Consider the following 21,714-nt stretch of genomic DNA (forward strand, 5'->3'; position numbering starts at 1 on the left):
AAATTAAAATGAAAAAATATCTTTTATTGTTTATCATCTCTGTTTTTGTGATGTCTTGCTCTAAAAAAGTCGAAGTAAAAGGAAAAATCAGCGGCGGTTCTCCATTAGAAAGAATCGAATTCATCGAAGCATCGGGAGTCGCTACTTTACCATTAATTAATATCGGAATTAATAAAGACGGAACTTTCGCTGGAAGCTTTGAAGCTCCTAAAAGCGGAATGTACGTAATGTCTTATGGTGGAAAACAAAACCTTATTTATTTAAAAGGAGGTCAGAAGCTTGAGATTACAGGTAACGGAATGACTTTCCCATCAGAATATGTTATTACTGGTGATGCCAAAAATAATAATGATTTCTTTACCGCTACACAAAAGTATCTTACCAATTATGCCCAGAAGGTGAATATGAATGAACTTATGGCGAAGGATGAGAAAACTTTCTTAAAAGGAATCGAAAAAGTTCAGGCCGATATTAATAAAAATATTGAAGAAAACGTTCAGAAATTCAATCCTGATAATGAGATTGTGCAGTGGAAAAAGAACGATTTGTCAAGTACTCTGCTTACTATTTTGAATCAGTATGAGATGAACCATAAACAAATGGGGAATCCATCTTTCAAAGTAACGAAAGCTTTTACCGATTTTGAAAACAAACTTCAGGAGAATAAAGATGTGATGGTAAAAGAAAACCCTTACTACAGACAATATCTTTTAGGTAAAATGAGTCCTGATTTCCAAAAGTATGCGCAGGCAAACAGCGCAGGTAAAACAGATATTACCACTTCAGAATTGTTTACTGAATATTTAAAGAAAAATCAGAAAGACCTTTCACAAACAGCAAAAGATTATTTATTGGCTTTTGTAATGGCTCAGTCTGATATTCACCCGGGAGTGCCTGAAAAAACTGTTGAGAAAATTAAAAAAATCATCGATACAGATATTAAAGATGCTACCATTAAAGAAGATTTAAAGAAAATTCAGTTTGCTATTAACGGTTTCAAAATCGGTGAGCAGGCTCCGGAAGCATCATTAATCAAAGCTGACGGAAAATCATACAATCTTTCATCAAATAAAGGAAAACCATACATGATGATGTTCTATGCATCTTGGAATCCTTACATTGGAGAGGCATCGATCCCTGTTTTAAAAGAAGTTGTAAATTTCTACAAATCAAAAATGAATTTTGTTTTTGTAAATGTTGATGATACAAAAGATCAGTTTATAAAAACAAGCAATTCGCTGATGAAAGGAATTACCGGAACGAATGTGTATGGTGAAGGAGGATTAAATTCTGATATTGCCAAAAAATATGGAGTTTATGGTTTCAAATTACCTTGCTTTATTGTTGTTGATAAAGACGGCAAAATTGCCAGCAAACCATTCTTCAACCTTGGAGATCCTGAACTGGTAACTGTTTTGGATAAACAAACAGGACTTTCTGCTCCTAAAGTAAATCCTAACGTTCAACTGCAACCGGGATCTGGTATGGATCCAGCTGCGGGTCAACAGGCTCCTCAGCAACAGCCAAATCCTCAGCCGGCTCAGACAAAATAATTTAAATTCAATACAGATAGAAACCTTGTCTTCGGATAAGGTTTTTTTTATTGTATTTTTGCAGACTGAAACGTAAGCGTTTCCAATTATGCTTTGTTAAGCTTTAAATCTTTGACAAAGTTTTAGAAGTTAAAACAGAAAAAATTCTTAATGAAAAAGAGAAATAAGAAAAATATTATTCTTGAAAATATTAAACTCTTAAATGCGGGGGCAAAAGGTGTTGCCATCGGTAGAACGGAGGAAGGGAAAACGGTGATGGTGACAGGAGCGATTCCCGGGGATGTTGTTAATGTAAAAGTTAAAAAAGCGAAATCTAAATATTATGAAGGCGAAGCGTTAGACCTGCTTGAAAAATCACCTTACCGAGTAGACCCGAAATGTATTCATTTTGGGGTTTGCGGGGGATGCAAATGGCAGAACATGAGCTATGAAAAGCAATTGGATTTTAAGCAGGAAGAAGTTTATAATAATATTAAAAGAATCGGTGGAATTGATGATTTCGAAACCATGCCGATTCTCGGTTCGGAAGAGCAGTATTATTACAGAAATAAAATGGAATTTTCTTTTTCCAATGCACGCTGGCTAACTCAGTACGAAATAAGCTCGGAAGAAAATTTTGGTAATAGAGATGCATTAGGATTCCACATTCCTGGAATGTGGAGTAAAATTCTTGATCTTAAAGAATGCTTCCTTCAGGAGGAACCTTCCAATACAATAAGACTTGCCGTAAAAGAGTATGCTGTAAAAAACGGACTGGACTTTTTTGATGTCAGAAATCACGAAGGTTTCCTGAGAACTTTAATGATGAGGCAGAACTCCAAAGGTGAATGGATGGTTCTTTTCCAGCTGTACAGAGAAGAAAAAGAAAGCAGGGAAAAGCTTTTCCAATTCTTACTGGAAACTTTTCCGCAGATAAAGACGCTGGTTTATGCGATCAATCCTAAACCGAATGATTCAATCTATGATCTGGACATCAATGTGTATTCAGGTGATGGTTTTTTAATGGAAGAAATGGATGGACTGAAATTCAAAATCGGCCCGAAGTCATTCTTTCAAACCAATTATAAGCAGGCGCTGGAGCTGTATAGAAAAACACTTGAATTTGCAGATTTAAAAGGCAATGAAGTAGTATATGATTTATATACAGGCACAGGAACAATTGCACAATATGTAGCCAGAAAAGCAAAGCAGGTAATTGGGATAGAATCCGTACAGGAAGCTATTGATGCAGCTGTAGAACACGCAGAATTGAACGGGCTTACCAATACAACGTTTTATTGTGGTGATATGAAAGATATTTTTAATGACGAATTTCTAGCTAATCATCCGAAAGCTGATGTTTTAATCACTGACCCACCAAGAGACGGAATGCATCAGAAAGTTGTAGAGCAGATATTGAAGCTGTCACCTGAAAAAGTAGTTTATGTAAGTTGTAATTCTGCGACACAGGCTCGTGATCTTGCTTTAATGAAAGAACATTATCAAGTGGTGAAAATTTTACCCGTGGATATGTTCCCGCAAACTCACCATGTTGAAAATATTGCATTGCTGATTAAGAAATAATTTATTTAAATTTGAAAACGATCAAATATTAATATGAAGTATTTTAAATTCCTGTTAGCTCTATGTTTTATCAGTATGCTGCTTTCCTGCGGCGCTGACGATGACATCTGTGAAAATGGTGAAGGAACTCCCGGAATGAAAGTCTCGTTTCTTACGTTCGCTGATAAAAAAGTGAAAACACTTGATTCACTTTATGTTGCGGTAGATTACGGATCGGGAAAAGTTCAGCTTGGAGGGTTGGCAAAAATCACCTCCAGGGTAATTCCTTTGAGAGTAGACGATTCTCCGTACACAGATATCTATTTCAGAACAGAAAATAACGGAGCCGAATCCAAAGTAAGGATAAATTATTCTACAAAATCAGTTTACGTTTCCCCGGGATGTGGGATTAAGAGAACGTATGAAAACTTAAATTCAGTATTAACTACATCAACAATGGCTCCTGTGAAAGGCATCGAAGACGGACAAAATTTTATAGAGAATGAAGACAAGACTAATCTTTACCTTCTTTTTTAGCCTGATTGGTATTTTGGGTTTTGGTCAGAAAACCAAAGAACAAAAAAAAGAAAAATGGAAATATGAGCCCAATTTTATGGTTGGCGGCGATGTTCTTAATGCCGGAGTATCATTTTTTTCAGATAGGAAACTTTATCAGGGATTTATTTCCTCAAAAATAAAAGATAATATTCATGCTATTGTTGAAGCCGGATTTGAGTCTAATATTTACCAGAAAAATAGCTATGACGCAAAGGTTAATGGCCCTTTCCTGAAAATAGGGGCTTTTTATATGCTGGCGAAAGATCTTGAAAATGAGTTTAATGGCTTTTATGCAGGCGGAAAGGCAGGCGGCTCTTTTTATACTCAGGAATATATGGCAGTTCCGGTACGAGGCTATGGAGGAAGCAGTTCTTCTATTAGTTTTCCGTCATCTACGCAGTCTTCTTATTGGCTAGAGGGAACGATCGGCGGAAGAGTGCAGCTTTTTGAATCCAATTTTTACATTGATGTAAATCTCCAGCCAAGATATCTTGTTTTCACAACAAAACAAGATGACATACAGCCTATGATCGTTCCGGGGTTCGGAAAAAGCTCTTCTAAATTCAATATGGGCTTTGCCTGGAATCTAGCGTATAAGTTTTAGCGAAATTCAGGTTTTGTATTTTTAAGCATACCTCCTTTACCTTTTAATAAATGATATAATCCCTCCAGTTCTTTTGGGGGGATTCCTGCGTCAAATGCTGAAGATTCGTACATCTTTCCCTTTGAAAAAATTATGATTGAGGATGATAACGCTCTGTCAGAAAATCTGTTGTCTGTAGGGGCTTGATAAGATGAAATTTTTGATAAATCCAACAAACTTACCTGTTTTATAATATTTTGCCAATCGGAAAGAGGAAAAGGTAATTTTTCCAGTTTATCATTTAATGAAACCGTTAATGAATCCGGTTCAAAAGTTACGATTCGGTTCATACCTCTCGTTTGTTCTTTTAATTCTATTTTATAAATTTCTTGCATCTTTTTATTTATGATTGCAATGTTTTCATTGCTTTTTGTTTTATGTTGGGAAATGCATTGAATATGAAATAAAACGAATAATACTAATAATAATGAATGCTTTTTCATTTGTTCTTTTTTTGTAAAAAGTTAGCTTTTTATAGTCATTAAGTATTAAAAAATGTGCCGAAAAATAATATATTTGCAAAATATTATAAAAATTAAGAAATGCAAAAAATTACATTTTTTAAAGTTGTTTTCTTACTTTCTCTGTTTTGTAGTCTTGGAATAAATGCCCAGATTGAGAATGAAATGCCTAAAAAAACAACTTTAAGCACTAAGAAAGGAGAATTGGAAAAATCGCATGGGTTTGAGAGATGTTCCAGCAATGAGTATGAGGAGTATTTGAAAAATAAATTTCCTGAAAGAATGACAAAGGAGCAATTTGAGGCCTGGCTGGCTCCGCTTGTAGAGAAAACAAAATCGAACAAATCACAAAATGGTAATATTATTACTATTCCGGTGGTAGTACACGTAATTCACTCCGGTCAGAATGTGGGTTCATACCCAAATATTACAGATGCGCAGGTCTTGTCTCAGATTACGGTTTTAAATAATGATTATCGTAAAGCTTTTGGAACTACCGGATATAATACTAACCCTGTAGGTGCAGATGTTGAAATTCAGTTTGCGATGGCTAAAGTTGATCCTAACGGCAATCCTACTAATGGTGTAGACCGTGTTAATCTTTGCCGATCAGGCTGGACACAGGCTGCTATTGATGACTATGTGAAGCCCGAAACTATTTGGGATACAACAAAATATCTTAATATGTGGACTGTTGCTTTCGAGGGTACGGATCAGAGTACTTTGGGATACGCTCAATTTCCTTCAAATTCAGGTCTGGGAGGACTTAATGTGAGTGGAGGATTAGCAAGTACAGATGGCGTTGTTGCTGCTGCAGGTGCATTTGGTAGCAGCACTTATAATGATGGTACCTTCTTATTGTATCAAGGATATGATAAAGGAAGAACAATGACCCATGAAGTTGGACATTGGTTGGGGCTGAGACATATTTGGGGAGACTCCTCATCTTGTGTTGTTGATGCGACCGACAGTAATAATGATTACTGTCTGGATACTCCGGCAGCGGCAGCGGAAAATTACAATTGTGTGACGATTGATTCTTGTCCTAGTGATCCGGGTAACGATATGGTAGAGAATTACATGGATTATACTCCAGATGCTTGTATGAATATTTTTACACTAAATCAGAAAGCAAGAATAAGAACCGTGATGGATAACTCTCCGAGAAGAGTGGAGCTGAAAACTTCAATTGCTGAGCAGGCAATTACATTATTTCCGATAGATGCTGAAATTAAAGTTGAAAGAGGTTGTAATAATCTTGCAGCTTGTCCTACATCTTCTGCTACACCTACTTTAAAACTTACGATATATAACAGAGGTACATCAACATTAACATCAGCCACTGTTTCGTATTCTGTAAATGGTGGAGCTGCACAAACTTATAACTGGACAGGAAGTCTGGCCCAGGATAAATTCAGCACATTCTCTGTTCCGGTTGCTGCCTCAACGCCTAGTGGAAATGTTACGGCTTCTATTGTTAACGCAAATGGAGGTACAGATCAGAGAACTACTAATAATACTGCTACAGGTACTTTTATTAATCCTGTGCTTGATACCTCATTCAATACAACTACAGTAAACTTTAATTTACAGTTGGATTATTATGGGACAGAAACAACATGGACACTTAAAAATAGTAACGGTACTTTATTATATAGTGGTGGTCCATATACAGATAGTATGACTCCGGCGCTTATAAGCCAAACATGGACGCTAAATAATAATGATTGTTATATATTTAAAATTAATGATTCTGAAGGTGATGGTTTAAGCACGGAATATCCTCCATTAGGACTTGTACCTGGAAGTTATGAGCTAAGAACTTCTACAAATCAATTAATTTGTACTGGTGGTTTATTTGGAGATTCAGAATCAAGAGCTTTCAGCTTAAGTTCTTTATTATCAACAACTGAAGTCACTAAAGATAAATTTGCTATTTATCCAAATCCGGCGAACGATGTATTGAATATAACCAAAGTGTCAAGCAAGGCCAAATTTGAAATTTACAATGCAGTTGGACAATTGGTAAAAGCTGGAAATATTGATAATAATCAGGTAAGAGTTTCTGAATTAATAAAAGGAACCTATATCATAACAATCAAAGACAATAATATTTCTGAAAGTATTAAGTTCATTAAAAAATAATTTTTAGAAATTTTACTATTAATAGAAACCTCAACATTGTTTGAGGTTTTTGTTTTTACTTATGTTTATAATTGATTTATTTTTAATTTTTGTGTTAAAATCAATATGAATTAATAATGTGTAATCAATTATGGTTATATTTGGCGATAAATTTAATGAAAAAGCTATGAAGAAATTTTTTACTTCTTTCTTTTCTCTTTTTATGATAGGTGCCGCAACTGCACAGTGGTCGCCAGCAACATTTAAAGGTGAGAAGATAAGAAAAGAGGCTGACATAAAAGCCTATTATTCATTGGATATTTCTGCTTTAAGATCTCAGCTGGCAGTGGCACAGGAGACAGGTCCGAACGCCAAAGCCGTTGAAATTTCTTTACCTACTCTGAATGGTAAAGTTGAAAAATTTGCAGTGTACAGTTTTCCTGTTATGGCAAAGGATCTTGCTGACCAGTATCAGCTAGGTTCCTATGTAGGTGTGGGGATTGATGATCCTTCAAAGTATTTAAGATTTTCACTTGCTCCGAATGATTTTCAGTCTATGATTATTAAAGGAGGAGAATATGAATTTATAGAACCTGCTAATTCAGACAAAACGATTTATGGTGTACATCCTAAATCTAAAAAGAATGAAAATGGATTCTTATGTTCTACACAGGAAGATCCGGCAGCTGTAAAACAGGTTGACTTATTATTAAAGCAAGGTCAGTCTATTGCGAATCAGCCTACGAATTTCGCTAAAAGCTATGATAAAAAGTATAGAACACTGAAGCTGGTAATGTCTACCACAGGAGAATATACACAGTTTTTCGGAGGTGTGGCAGGAGCTTTGACACAGATTAACGCTACGATAACAAGGGTAAACGGAGTTTTTGAAAAAGATTTTGCAGTACACTTGAACTTATTAAGTTATCCTGCACTTATTTATCCGGATCCGGCTACAGACCCTTACGCTACGGTTACAAGTGCAACATCTCCGCCATCCAGTTGGAACACATCTCTTCGTGATGTATTAGCAGCACAAGTAGGACAGGCTAATTATGATATCGGTCACTTATTCGGAGCTTCCGGAGGAGGAGGTAATGCAGGTTGTATTGGCTGTGTATGTATGAGTCCTGTTGGTACTGGCTATGATTCTGTTGTAGGGTATGGTAAAGGATCGGGGATTACTTCTCCGGCTACTGGATCTACATTGCCAACAGCAGCAAACCCACCTTCCGGAGATAATTTTGATATCGATTATGTTGCTCATGAGATGGGGCACCAATTAGGCGCAAACCATACATTTTCACATGCAATGCAGGGAGCGCCGGTTCAGATGGAACCGGGTTCAGGGTCAACAATCATGGGATATGCTGGTATTACAGGATCCACAACTGATGTTCAGGCTCACTCAGATCCTTATTTTCATATAGGAAGTATAGAACAAGTGCAGACTAATTTAGTTTCAAAAACTTGTGACGTTGAAACAAATATTACAAACAATCCTCCGGTAATTGCTGACTTGCCAACGTACAACATTCCTAAAGGAACAGCTTTCGTACTAACCGCAAATGTTACAGATCCGGAGAATGATCCAATGACTTATACTTGGGAGGAGATTGATAACGCAAGTGTAGTTATTAACAAAAACAACTTAGGGACTACAACTACAGGTGCATCTTTCAGATCAGTTGCTCCCAGTACGACACCAACTCGTTATTTTCCTAAATTAGAATCTGTATTAAACGGAATTTTAGATAACAGCGGAAATACTTGGGAAGCAGTTTCTCAAGTGGCAAGAACGACAAACTTTGCCATTACGGCAAGAGATAATAATCCGGTAGCTAATCAGCAGCAGACAGATTATAATGTTCAGACGATTATTGTAGGAAATGACGGGCCGTTTAAGGTTACTACTCAATATGCCAACGTAAGTGCTCCTACAGCAATTAATTGGGATGTAGCTAATACCGCAGCGGCTCCTTATAGTGTTGCGAATGTAAAAGTTGATTATACTACAGATAATGGAGCAACTTGGACGGTATTGTCTGCTTCTACTCCAAATGACGGCGCTGAAAATTTCACTTTTCCTTCAACGTTGAACGGACAAATTATCAAACTGAGAGTTTCCTCTATTGGGAATGTATTCTATGCGGTTGGTAGAATTAATGTTGCTGCTTTTGCTCCTTGTGACGGATCTGCTGTTACAGGTGTTACTACAAGTAACATCACATCTAACAGTGTTGTTGTAAGCTGGACTCCGGTTCTAAATGCTACTTATGTTATTCGCTATAGAGTTGTAGGATCGACAACTTGGCAGCAAACAACCTCTACGAATCCTACTGTAACATTGTCTGCATTAACAGGTGCTACTAATTATGAAGTTCAGATAGCAGCTGTTTGCTCTGGAACCCCAGGAGCTTACTCAACGAGTACTGCTTTCACTACGGAACCAGTGACATACTGTACTTTATCTGCTAATAATTCAACACAATTTGAGTATATCTCTAATGTGAAAATTACAAACGTTGGTGGATCTGTAACATTATTGAACAATTCAAGTGGTCCTTCTAATTATACAAATTATACAACAAATACAGCTCTTCAGCCAAACCTTGTTCTGAATACGCAATATACATTCTCAATGACTATCACAGATGCTGATTATGATACAGCTTTAGTATTCATTGATTATAACAATAATGGAGTTTTCGAATCAAGTGAAAGAGTGTATAATTACCCTGTAGCTCTTCCGACGGGGCCAATCAGTGGAAACTTTACAGTCCCTGCTACAGCTGTTACAAATCAGCCGTTGAGAATGAGAGTAGTATTGTACTATGCAGGACAGGCTAATGCAGGTCTTTCATTAGGAGCTACTTTTGCAGGATGTGGAACTTATAATTACGGCGAGGTAGAAGATTACAATGTTATGGTTACAGCAACAGCTTTAGCAACAGACGATATCGCAGGTCCTAAAAATAATATCCAGCTCTATCCAAACCCGGTATCAGATATTTTAAATATTACGAAAGTTTCTGATAAAGCAGCTTATAAAATTTACAGTGCTGCAGGTCAATTGGTAAAACAAGGAAATATTAATAAAGGACAGATCAATGTTTCTGAATTAATTAAAGGAGCTTATGTGATTACTATTGAAGAAAAAGGAAAAGATTTATTCAGTTCTAAATTCATCAAGAAATAAGCAATAGCTTTTAAATAATTTAATATGTTTAAGACTGTCCAAAAGGGCAGTCTTTTTTTGATTATATCTTCTAATCTTAATAGCTATCACTTGTTGAGCGTTAAAGTTTATGCTGAGCTTGTCGAAGTACCTTAGCGCCCAAAAATGCAAACAATTCTTTCAAACAAACCTTTGCGTCAATAGCGTCAAATAACAATCAAAGGTTAATAAAATATTACAGTACTACTCATTTGCTGAGCATTAAAGTTTATGCTGAGCCTGTCGAAGTACCCTTAGCGCCCGAAAAATAAGCGCAATCCTTTTAACAAATCTTTGCGTCGATAGCGTTAAAATAAAATGGTGAAATGTAAAAATAGAAGGAAGATTTTACCCGTAATTGCCCATGAAAACGGCAATACTCCAAAAGTAGTCTTGGTTGGACTACTATTTCAGCTACAAATGTAAACAAAATATTTTCACCTCCAAACACTAACCTTTTATTTTCTAATTTCTTACATACTGATAGCAAAAACCACAAGATCGCACAAACTTACACTACAGTTTTCCTGATTTATTTTATATATTTGTGATCTAGTGTTCATTACCTAGAAAAAGTAGTCCAACCAAGACTACTTTTACAATAGCACGTATGAACACAATGATGAAAAGTTATGAACCCTTTCCGTTACTACGTTTTTTCGTAGTTTGGTTGTATATTTTCATCCCTTTAAAAGCATATTCCGGTTCGTTTGTACCGGCAGATTCCATTATTTTCGTAGCTGAAGACTCGTATGTTTATTCAGAAACCTCTGTTTTTATTGCAGGTTCTGAACAGAATAAAAGTTTCAGATCAGCTAAAAAGTCCAGAGATTTTCTCAAAAGATCATCTTTACCATTTTCTACTCAAAAATCAGTCAATATTGCAGCCAATAAGGCTTGCTATACAAATAGTCCGGGGAGTCATCATGACCCCGGACGCATTTCTCGTACCTCAATGTTGGGGATTATGGGAAGTCCTTCTCTAAGGCTTCTTGATAAAACAATAAAACCTTTATTCCCTTTGCTTTCCGGCACAGGCAGGGATAGAAAGCGACCTATAAATGCTGCCTTTCATCCATTTCAAATTACAAATATCATTACCAATCATTTCGTCCGTCCTCCGCCTGAGCTTCCCGCTGAATACACAAAAGCTTTTAACACATAAGTCATATAAGAGATAAGGTTACAGCTTTGAAAATAAATAGAACACATAAGACTTTGAAAATCTTCGATTTTCTTGCGTAACGTTTAATCATTCATTATCCACTCACTATCCACTTCGTTTGTCATCCCGTAGGGATCTCGGCTTAGCTGGTAATAGTAGCATGGAAAGATTCGAGCTTAGATCCCTACGGGATGACAATCGGAGTGGTAAGGAAACTAAATTTTTGGTATTGGATTCGTCGTCAATTCGAGTGTTTTTTCGTAACAAGGTGAAGAAAAAATGTATCGAGAATGACATTGATCCTCAAGCTCATAAACTTCTCGATACGATTTTTTCAAAATCTACTCGAAGTGACGGAGTGAATCAAAATGAATAACCAATAAGAATCTTAGCGCGCTTAGTGTTTGGTAATAGAAGAATGGAAAGATTCGGGCTTAGATCCCTGCGGGATGACAATCGGAGGGGTAAGGAAACTCAATTTTGGGTATTGGATTCTTCGTCAATTCGAGTGTTTTTTCGTAACAAAGTGAAGAAAAAATGTATCGAGAATGAAATTGATCCTCAAGCTCATAAACTTCTCGATACGACTTCTACAAAGTCTACTCGAAGTGACGAAGTGAATCAAGATGCACAGCACGTAAGAATCTTAGTGGACTTTGTGTTCACAATATCAGGCTGAGCCTGTCCAATCCAAGTCATTAGTGAGCTCACTAAACTCTTATAAGTGCAACGCATGATGCAGGGATGTGACTTCGAGAACCTCAGTCACCGGCATTTTACGACTCTTTGTCATTTCGTTAGAAATCTCGGCATAGCTGGTAATAGAAGAATGGAAAGATTCGGGCTTAGATCCCTACGGGATGACAATTGGAGTGGTGAGGAAACTAAATTTTAGGTGTTGGACTCGTCGTCAATTCGAGTGTTTTTTCGTAACAAAGTGAAGAAAAATGTATCGAGAATGAAATTGATCCTCAAGCTCATAAACTTCTCGATACGACTTTTACAAAGTCTACTCGAAGTGACGATAGACTCAGCAAGCTCTTATAAGTGAAACGCCTTTGTGAAACTTAAAAGCAACTTATAGGTAAAAAACCTTAGTGCGCTTCCTGTTTACAATATCGGGTTGAGACTGTCGAAGCCCAAGCCATTCGTTTTCAAGAACCAGCTTAGCAAGCTCTTATAAGTAAAACGCCTTTATGAAACTTAAAAACTGACATACAAAAAAAATCTTTGTGGGCTTCGTGTTCACAATTAATAATATAACAATAACATAAATACAAAACAATGAAACATTTATTTACAGCCGCCGCATTGCTGTTCAGTATGACAGCATTCGCTCAGGTGGGGATTAATAATACTTCCCCAAAAGCAACCCTCGATATTACCGCCAAAACCACCGACGGCAGCAAACCCGAAGGACTCATTATCCCGCAATTATCCGGTAGCAATATCCATACTGCCACAGCAGCAGGAGTCTATGGAACAAACCAGAAAGGACTTATCATCTATGCAACCTCCGCTGACTCTTCTCCTATAAGTACAACAGCTAATATTACCAGTGCGGGATATTATTATTTTGATGGAAGTGTATGGCAGAAAATGAGTGGTGCTTCAGCAGGAGATACCACCAACGATGCCTGGATCAATGACACCACCAACGGTTTAGTAAAATTGGGGACAAAAGCAGGTGGAACAGCGAGGGCAGCAGGGACAGACTTCGTTGTAAAAGATAATGGTCAAGTCGGAATAGGAACTTCAACTCCATCCGCCGCCTTAGATGTAAATTCAACACAAGGTGGGTTTGTACCTCCTAGGATGACAACAAGTCAGAGAGATGTATTAATATCTCCACCCACAGGTTCCATTATATTTAACACAATCACCAATCAGCTTGAATTGAACACAGGTACATCTACTATACCATATTGGGAAAAATTATTGAATTCAATTCCTAATTCTACTAGAGTTGAACATTCGAGTTTAAATATTGCTCCGCTTTTTGATATGAATCTTCTAACTAATAATGGTCCTAATTGGATTGAAATATCTCAACTAAAAAAAACAATTACCGTCTCTGTTGGTGCTCAGATTGGAGTGACATTCAATTGTATTTTAAATGAATACTTTCTAGGAGGAGGAGGTGGTGCTCTTGCACAAGCAGATATTCTGGTTACAGTTACACCAAATGCTACAGGATTAGCATCAACCTTACCTCTTTCTTCATATTCAAGAGATAGTTTTGCTTTATTATTTGCCAATGGAGCTGGCCAATCTACAGCAATTTCGGTAGCAAAGAGCCTTGTAGCCACTACAACCCAATATACAGTACAAGTATATGTTTATAGGGGCAATTCTCCGACAAACCATAATAATTATGCTCTTAGTCCAATATATACAAATATTTTAGTGACGAATTAAAGCTACTAATATCCCCTGCTAGCGTGAGGGTATTTCGTGCTGATTTTAATATAAATGTAGATTCAGATATGGTGTTTAGCCACAAAAGTAATACTCGAGCCAGCAGTCCAACAACAACATTAATTAATTCCTAATCCTCATAGGTTTCTAAAACCTATGAGGATTTAACAACCATTTAAATATAACAATAATGGCCAATATCTTACACAAAATCAAAGCGTATCTCTACGATAACACCTTAACCAAAGACAATCCCAATGATTTCATTGCCCGCACGGCAAGCGAGCGTTCTCTTTCTGTAAAACAGATTTGTGAAGCCGCCGCCAGCCGCGGTGGGGCAGATGTTTCCGCTTCGGCGATGGAACATGCTACCGAGCTGTTCCTGAAAGAAATGGCGTACCAACTGTGTGATGGCTTTTCGGTCAATACCGGATATTTTACTGCAAGTACTACCATCCGCGGGGTATTCGACAGTCCGTCGGAGACGTTTAACAAAGAGAAGCACAGCATTATCTTCCAGTTCAACCAGGGAGAAAAGCTACGGGCTGAGATTTCAAACATTGAGGTAGAAATCCTTGGCGTAGCAGAAGCTTCTGCGGTGATCTTGCAGGTAACAGATATGAAGAGCGGCTCTGTCAATGATCTTCTTACGCCGGGCAGAAACCTGAAGATAGTGGGCAGCAAGATTAAAATCATGGGCGATAATCCTACGCGGGGAGTTTATTTCATCAATACTACTACCCAAGACAGAACAATGGTAGAGGCATTCGATATTGTAACGAACAATCCGTCAGAGCTTATGGTGGTGATTCCGGCATTACCGGCAGGCACCTACAATCTGGAAGTGGTGACGCAGTTCACACAAGGCGCTCTTCTGAAAGAACCGCGAACAGCTACCCTTGATAAGCTGCTTACTGTGATGTAAGGACAGGCGTATTTGTCAACACCGTGTTGACCGCCCGATCAATGGTGCGTTGACCGCTCGGTCAAGGGTGTGTTGACCGCCCGAGTGTGGGTATGTTGACCGTACGGTATGAATATTCATAGTTTAGGGTTTACGATTTACCTAAACGAGGGGGCTGTCCAAACTTTTAGGACAGCCTCTTTTTTGCAATTAGGAGCAAAATCTGAAATAGCAAACGAGACTTTAAATAAAGAATCAAGTGAATTATTGTTAATATTTTATATAAACTATTTATTGTTTATGTATTTTAATGGTTTAATTTAAATTGTTGTGATTTTTATATAAAATAATTATTTGTATTTTGAAATTAATAATAAAAAATGTTTAGATTTGTATAATTAATATAATATTGAGAAAGTTATGAAGAAAAATTTTACTTCTTTCTTTTTCCTTTTTTTGTTTGCGATTACCAGTGCACAATGGAGTCCCACGACATTCAGAGGAGAAAAAACAAGAGCAGGCTCAGATATTAAAAGCTATTACACTCTTGACATTTCTTTACTAAAGTCTCAATTGGCCAAAGCCCAGGAAACGGGGAAAAATGCAAAACCCGTCACAATTTCTTTGCCAACTTTAGAAGGAAAAATTGAAAAATTTGCCGTTTACAGCTTCCCGGTGGTTGTAAAGGAATTGGCAGATCAGTATCAACTGGGATCTTATGTAGGTGTCGGGATTGATGATCCCGGTAAATATCTGAGATTTAGTTTGGCACCGGATGATTTTCAGTCAATGATTATCAAAAACGGTGTGTATGAATTCATAGAACCGGCCGACAAAGGAAAAACAGTGTATGGTGTGCATCCAAAAACTGATAAAAGCAATGAAGGTTTCCTATGCTCTATGAACGAAAACCTGTTGACAAAGCAGGAGATTGACAAGCTTTATAAAGCGGGGAAATCATTCACTAATCAGACAACTGATTTTGCCAAATCATCTGATAAAAAATACAGAACGATGAGATTGGCAATGTCTGTGACAGGCGAATACACACAATACTTCGGAGGTACTGTAGCTAATGCATTAACTGCAATAAATGCTACATTAACCAGAGTAAACGGAGTATTTGAGAAAGATTTTGCTCTACACTTAAATTTGCAGAACTTTCCGAATGTAATTTATACAGACCCTGCTACTGATCCTTATTCTCCTTCAGCGCAGATGAATAACTGGAATCTTCAGCTGCAGCAGACACTTACAACAAATGTAGGAAGTGCCAACTATGATATCGGTCACTTGTTCGGTGCATCCGGAGGTGGTGGGAATGCCGGATGTATAGGTTGCGTGTGCGTAGATCCTGCTAGCAGTAATGCTACGCAAAAGGGATCAGGATACACTTCTCCCGCTGATGGAATTCCACAGGGAGATAATTTTGATATTGATTACGTAGCCCATGAAATGGGACATCAGCTGGGAGCTAATCACACATTCTCCCACGGACTTGAAGGTGCAGGAGTAAACGTAGAGCCGGGTTCCGGGTCTACTATTATGGGATATGCCGGAATTACGGGACCCAATACTGACGTTCAGCCACATTCGGATCCTTATTTTCATGCAGTAAGTATTACTCAGGTTCAAAACAATCTTACTAGTAAAACCTGTGATGTTGAAACTACAATCAATAACAATGCTCCTGTAATTTCACCTTTACCAACGTATAATATTCCTAAAGGGACGGCATTCGTGCTGACGGCCTCTGCAACAGATGCTGAAAATGACCCTATGACTTATTGTTGGGAGGAAGTAGACAATGCAACTGTTACGATTAATAAAAATAATTTAGGAACAACTGCGAGTGGAGCTTCGTTCAGATCATTCAATCCGACGACTAGCCCTACAAGATATTTTCCTAAATTATCATCAGTTTTAGCTGGTGTTTTAAATAATTCCAATAATGGATGGGAGTCTGTTTCTACTGTTGCAAGAAATACAAATTTCAGAGTAACTGTTAGGGATAATAATCCTGTTCCAACCCAACAGCAGACACAATATGCCAACCAGCAAATTATTGTAGGAAATGATGGGCCTTTTAAAGTAACAACTTCTACGGCTTATAATAACGGCCCGACTTCTGTTACATGGGATGTTGTAAATACTACGGCAGCTCCATATAATGTGGGCAACGTAAAAATTGATTACACAACCGATAATGGTGTGACCTGGACGGTTGCATCAGCTTCTACTCCTAATGATGGTAACGAATCTCTAACCCTTAACGGTCTTACTTTAGGAGGAACCGTTAAAATCAGAGTAAGCTCCATAGGAAATGTTTTCTATGCCATAGGAAGTGCTACAGTAGCTAATCTAGCCAGCTGTACCGGTGCGGCTCCAACGGGTATAGTGGTATCTGCAATTACACAAACTACAGCCACGGTTACATGGACGGCGACTGCAAACTCAACGTACGTTGTTCAATACCGTCCGGTAGGAAGTACAACATGGATCACAGTTCCGTCTACCGGAAACTCTGTAAACCTTTCAGGTCTAAGTGATGGTATTCAGTATGAAGTACAGGTAGCTACCGTTTGTACAGGTGTTCAGGGACCTTTCTCTGCATCTACAAACTTTACAACACTTGGTCTTAATTACTGTACCATGACTTCAAGTAACTTTAGTGATGAATACATATCTAATGTTACGGTAACTCCGACTGGTGCGTCTGTAATGAGTAATAATTCTGCCGGATCTACATATACTGATTACACAACCACACCAAGTGCATTGGTGAATCTTGTAATAGGATCTGCAGCCAACACAATATCAGTTACTAAATTCTGGACAGGAACTACATTCAGTGAAGGAGTTGGTGTCTGGATTGATTTCAACAGAAACGGAGTATTTGAAGCTTCTGAGCAGATCATGAATACTCCTGCGAATACCACAACTCCGGTTTCGGCTACTTTCGCGGTACCTGCAACGGCTTATAATGGCCCTGCTACTACAAGAATGAGAGTGGCAATGCAGTTTTTTAGTTCGCCTACAATGTGTACAAGTTTTACCTATGGAGAGGTTGAGGACTATGCTGTAAAACTAATTCAGCCAATTCCTTGTACAAGCAATGCGCCGCTTAACCTTAGTGTTACCAATATTACGGCAACTTCTGCTTATGTAATGTGGGATCCTGCTGTAGGTGCGACTTATGTATTGCAATACAGACCTTTAGGTTCTACAACATGGACGACTGTACCTTTGACTACCAATGCGTACACGATCAATGGTCTATCAGAACAAACTGACTATGAAGTTCAGGTTGCCTATGTATGTTCAGGTACTACAGGAACGTTTACTGCTCCGATGCCGTTTACCACACCTGAGGTAACTTATTGTACAATCACCTCGAATAATAACGCCAACGGATATATTTCTAATGTAACAGTTACTCCTACCAATTCATATGTTATGAGTAATAATTCAGGAGCAAATACGTACACAAACTATTCTCCGGATCCTACAAAACTCATTACATTAGTTCGTAACACTACAAACAACAGTATATCTGTTTCTAAATCATGGCTTGGCACATTTAACTCATCATTAGCGGTGGGTGCATGGATTGATTTCAACAGAAACGGTATTTTTGAAACAGGTGAAAGAGTAATTAATACAACTGCAAATACAACGACTCCTATCAGTGCTACATTCACTGTTCCGGGAACCGCTTATAACGGTCCGCTGACGTTAAGAATGAGAGTGATTTTCTCTACAAGCACGATTACAAATCCTTGTGCAACAATAGCTGATGGAGAAATTGAAGATTACGCTGTGAAGATCATTGATCTTTCTCCTTGTTCTGCAGCAGCACCATCTCCGATTGTTGTTTCAAACGTTACTGCATCAACTGCTATGGTTTCCTGGATTAATGCTACCGGGGCGACTTATACATTGAGATACAGAACGGGTACAGGTGCCTGGACGGTTATTGCTCCGGCAACAAATCCTTATACCATTGCAAACCTAAACGGAAATACCACATATGAAGTGCAGGTAGCAACTATTTGTGGAGGTAGTACGGGAGCTTGGTCTGGATCTGTTAACTTTACGACTCCTGCGATATCTTACTGTAATTCTGGTACAGCTTCTGTTACTAACGGCTTTATTAATAATATCACGGTAACAGGTACTGCTACACCTACAATGTCCAACAATTCAGGGTCTAGTACTTACACTGATTACTCTAATGATCCTACTAAAATTGTCACGCTGGCCAGAAACTCTACCAATAATGTACTTTCAGTAGGAAGAACAATATTATCAGGTACTTATTCTACCTATGCATGGATAGATTTTAACGGGGACGGAGTATTTAATAATAATCCTACTACGGTGCCGGGTGGAGAAAGAATTATGAATCTTGGTTATTCTTCTACAACACCTGTTACAGCTACATTCCCTGTTCCTGCCGGAGCCTATTCCGGAACGAACAAAGTGAAAATGCGTGTTATCGTATATTATCTTACACCAACAGATGCCTGCTCACCTCTTACAAGTAACGGGGAAGTTGAGGATTATCAGGTGAAATTTATAGATATTCAGCCGTGTACTACAGCTGCTCCTTCAGGAATTACCGTATCAAATATTGCGGCTACTACAGCCACTGTATCCTGGATATCTTCTACCGGAGCAACATATCTTGTGAGATGGAGAACAACCAATCCTGTCGGAGCATGGAACGTTTCTCCTGGACCGATCAATGGAAACTCTTACAATATTACAGGGCTTACAGAGCAAACGGCTTATGAAGTACAGGTGGCCACAATATGTGGAGGAAGTCAGGGACCTTGGTCTACCTCAACACCATTTACGACCACTCCAATTACTTATTGTAATATGACAGGTACCGGTACAACTGATTTTATTTCCAATGTTACAGTAACTTCTGTGAATCCGGGAATTCCTCCGATGAGTAATACTTCGGTTCAGACAAATTATATCAGCTATACAACGCCGGCTACATTAATTAATCTTGAAATAGGTTCTACAGGGAATCAGATTTCGGTTGCTAAAAACGGAGGTCAGAATGATGCCGTAACAGCATGGATTGATTTCAACAGAAACGGAGTGTTTGAAACTAACGAGCAAATCATGACTTCTCCGGCTAGTACAACCAGTCCTGTGACAGCTACTTTTGCAGTACCTGCGAATGCATATAACGGACCTTTAACTACAACCATGAGAGTGGTGCTGAAGCGTTCAAGTGCTCCTGTAATGTGTCAGAATGTTACCAACGGAGAGGTTGAAGATTATGCTGTAAAGCTGAGACCATGCTCTACAACGGCACCTACAAGTGTATCATTCAATACAATTACCCATACTTCTGCGAATATTACCTGGACTGTACCTACAGGAGGTCTTACATTTATTGTAAGATATAGAGTGGCCGGTACATCTACGTGGACAGAGGTAGTAACTTCTACACTAACAGGAAACCCACCTTTGGCTCTAACAGGCTTAACGCCTGCAACAACATACGAAGTACAGATTGCGGCAAGCTGTGGAACTACTCCGGGAACATTTACACCGGTTCAGACTTTCACAACAAGATGTGATCCTACACCTCCGAATGTAACCATTGGTACTGTGACGACAAACTCTGCAGTAGTAACATGGGCTCCTGTAGTACCAAGTGCTACCTACGTATTAAGATACAGAATCGTAGGAACCACATTATGGACTACCGTGAACATCACAACACCACCATTGAATACCTACACCATTCAGGGATTAAGCCCATATACAACGTATGAGGTTCAGGTGGCTAATATCTGTAATGGAGAAACAACGGTGAATGCATGGTCTAATCCTAAAGTATTTACTACTGAGAGAACATGCGAATTACCTCCTCCGGGACTTACGATTACCAACCTTACTCCAACAACTGCAATAGTGGTTTGGGATCCGTTCCCTGGAGCAACGTATATCATAAGATATAGAAAAGTTGGCATTCCTAGCTGGACGACGGTTACCTCGAATACCAATACCATTACACTGACAGGTTTACTGGAATTAACGCAATACGAATTACAGGTTGCCAATGTATGTAGTGGTACGCCGGGTACTTATACCCTTCCGTACTTCTTTACAACTCCGACTGTTATCTATTGTAATATGTCTTCAGCATCTTCTTCATCAGAGTATATTTCTAAAGTTAAAGTGGTGCCAAATGGAAAAGATACAATGGAAAATGCATCAGGAGCATCCAACTATACAGACTATACAGGTGATCCGCTGAAGTTTATAGAATTGATCCAAGGGTCTTCTAACAATCAGATTACCATTGATAAAAAACTTTCCGGAAATGCAGAAGCTGGGGTAGCTGTCTGGATTGATTTCAACAGAAACGGATATTTTGATATCAATGAAAGAGTCTTGGCAGTAGCTCCAAATACAAATTCTACTGTAAGCGGAACATTTACTGTACCGGCAGATGCTTTCATCAGCCTGACAGATTACAAGTATGTAGTTATGAGAGTTGCAATGGCGAAAGATGCTATCCCTGTAAACTGTACCAATTTCCCTAATGGCGAAGTTGAAGACTATACAGTGAGAATATCTAAACCTCTTATTTCAAACCCAATTAACCAGACGGATATTTTAATCTATCCGAACCCGGTAAGTTCTGTATTGTATGTGAAAAATATCAGCAAAAAAGCTAATTATAAGATCTACAATGCAGCCGGACAATTGGTGTCAAGCGGAATTATCCTGAACAACAAGATTGATGTTCATGCACTAATAAATGGAGTGTATATCATCGATATTCAGGATGGAAATGATATCTCAGTTCAGAAGAAATTTATTAAAGAATAAATCATTTAACTATTAATCATCTTAACAGGCTCTCAATATTGAGAGCCTGTTTTTTTATGTCTTTTTACCGGAGGTCAGTAGGGTTATACCCAAGGTCAGTGGAGCAATACCCGAAGTAAGTAGAACATTACTCAAGGTCAGTAAGATTATACCCGAGGTAAGTAAGGTTATACCCAAGGTCAGTAGAGCAATACCCGAAGTCAGTAGAATATTACTCGAAGTAAGTAAGGTTATACCCAAGGTCAGTGGAGCAATACCCGAAGTC

At 38.3% G+C, this 21,714-nt stretch carries 11 protein-coding genes; 10 read left to right on the forward strand and 1 reads right to left on the reverse strand.

Features of this window, described 5'->3' with window-relative positions; translation table 11 throughout:
* Nucleotides 1-8 precede the first annotated feature (8 nt).
* The 4 genes from BLR30_RS00615 (at nt 9) to BLR30_RS00630 (ending at nt 4,257) form a co-directional block, all read left to right on the forward strand.
* Nucleotides 9-1,553 carry a TlpA family protein disulfide reductase gene (locus BLR30_RS00615; protein WP_089853212.1) on the forward strand — a complete coding sequence of 515 codons (1,545 nt, stop codon included), beginning with the start codon at nt 9-11 and terminating at the stop codon, nt 1,551-1,553.
* A gap of 150 nt (nt 1,554-1,703) precedes the next feature.
* Complete coding sequence (rlmD, locus tag BLR30_RS00620; RefSeq protein ID WP_089853215.1) at nt 1,704-3,116, forward strand: 23S rRNA (uracil(1939)-C(5))-methyltransferase RlmD; 1,413 nt, start codon at nt 1,704-1,706, stop codon at nt 3,114-3,116.
* 33 nt (nt 3,117-3,149) lie between these two features.
* On the forward strand, nt 3,150-3,632 hold the full coding sequence (locus tag BLR30_RS00625; RefSeq protein ID WP_089853218.1) for a DUF6452 family protein: 483 nt from the start codon (nt 3,150-3,152) through the stop codon (nt 3,630-3,632).
* A complete protein-coding gene (locus BLR30_RS00630) occupies nt 3,598-4,257 on the forward strand; it encodes a DUF6048 family protein (protein ID WP_089853221.1) in 660 nt (219 codons plus the stop codon). The genes BLR30_RS00625 and BLR30_RS00630 overlap by 35 nt, the downstream gene beginning before the upstream one ends.
* Here BLR30_RS00630 and BLR30_RS00635 read toward each other — a convergent pair.
* On the reverse strand, nt 4,254-4,631 hold the full coding sequence (locus tag BLR30_RS00635; RefSeq protein WP_139164561.1) for a hypothetical protein: 378 nt from the start codon (nt 4,629-4,631) through the stop codon (nt 4,254-4,256). The two genes, BLR30_RS00630 and BLR30_RS00635, sit on opposite strands and share 4 nt — an antisense overlap.
* Nucleotides 4,632-4,838: 207 nt before the next feature.
* Here BLR30_RS00635 and BLR30_RS00640 point away from each other — a divergent pair, with 207 nt between their 5' ends.
* The 6 genes from BLR30_RS00640 to BLR30_RS17820 all read left to right on the forward strand — a co-directional run bounded on the left by BLR30_RS00640 (nt 4,839) and on the right by BLR30_RS17820 (nt 21,449).
* On the forward strand, nt 4,839-6,902 hold the full coding sequence (locus tag BLR30_RS00640) for a T9SS type A sorting domain-containing protein (protein WP_089853226.1): 2,064 nt from the start codon (nt 4,839-4,841) through the stop codon (nt 6,900-6,902).
* Nucleotides 6,903-7,068: 166 nt separating this feature from the next.
* On the forward strand, nt 7,069-10,080 hold the full coding sequence (locus tag BLR30_RS00645) for a reprolysin-like metallopeptidase (RefSeq protein WP_089854565.1): 3,012 nt from the start codon (nt 7,069-7,071) through the stop codon (nt 10,078-10,080).
* Between the two features lie 628 nt (nt 10,081-10,708).
* Nucleotides 10,709-11,263 carry a hypothetical protein gene (locus BLR30_RS00650; protein ID WP_175443567.1) on the forward strand — a complete coding sequence of 185 codons (555 nt, stop codon included), beginning with the start codon at nt 10,709-10,711 and terminating at the stop codon, nt 11,261-11,263.
* A 1,284-nt stretch (nt 11,264-12,547) separates the two neighbouring features.
* The gene (locus BLR30_RS00665; RefSeq protein WP_139164562.1) at nt 12,548-13,681 is read left to right on the forward strand and encodes a hypothetical protein; all 1,134 of its coding nucleotides are present in this window, start codon (nt 12,548-12,550) and stop codon (nt 13,679-13,681) included.
* A 190-nt stretch (nt 13,682-13,871) separates the two neighbouring features.
* Nucleotides 13,872-14,606 (forward strand): DNA-binding domain-containing protein, encoded by a 735-nt coding sequence (locus BLR30_RS00670; protein WP_089853241.1) that lies wholly within the window; start codon nt 13,872-13,874, stop codon nt 14,604-14,606.
* A 399-nt stretch (nt 14,607-15,005) separates the two neighbouring features.
* Nucleotides 15,006-21,449, forward strand: coding sequence for a GEVED domain-containing protein (locus BLR30_RS17820; RefSeq protein WP_089853244.1), 6,444 nt, complete (start codon nt 15,006-15,008; stop codon nt 21,447-21,449).
* The last annotated feature ends 265 nt before the right edge of the window (nt 21,450-21,714 follow it).

It is taken from the genome of Chryseobacterium taeanense (assembly GCF_900099685.1).
GTDB classification, from domain to species: domain Bacteria; phylum Bacteroidota; class Bacteroidia; order Flavobacteriales; family Weeksellaceae; genus Chryseobacterium; species Chryseobacterium taeanense.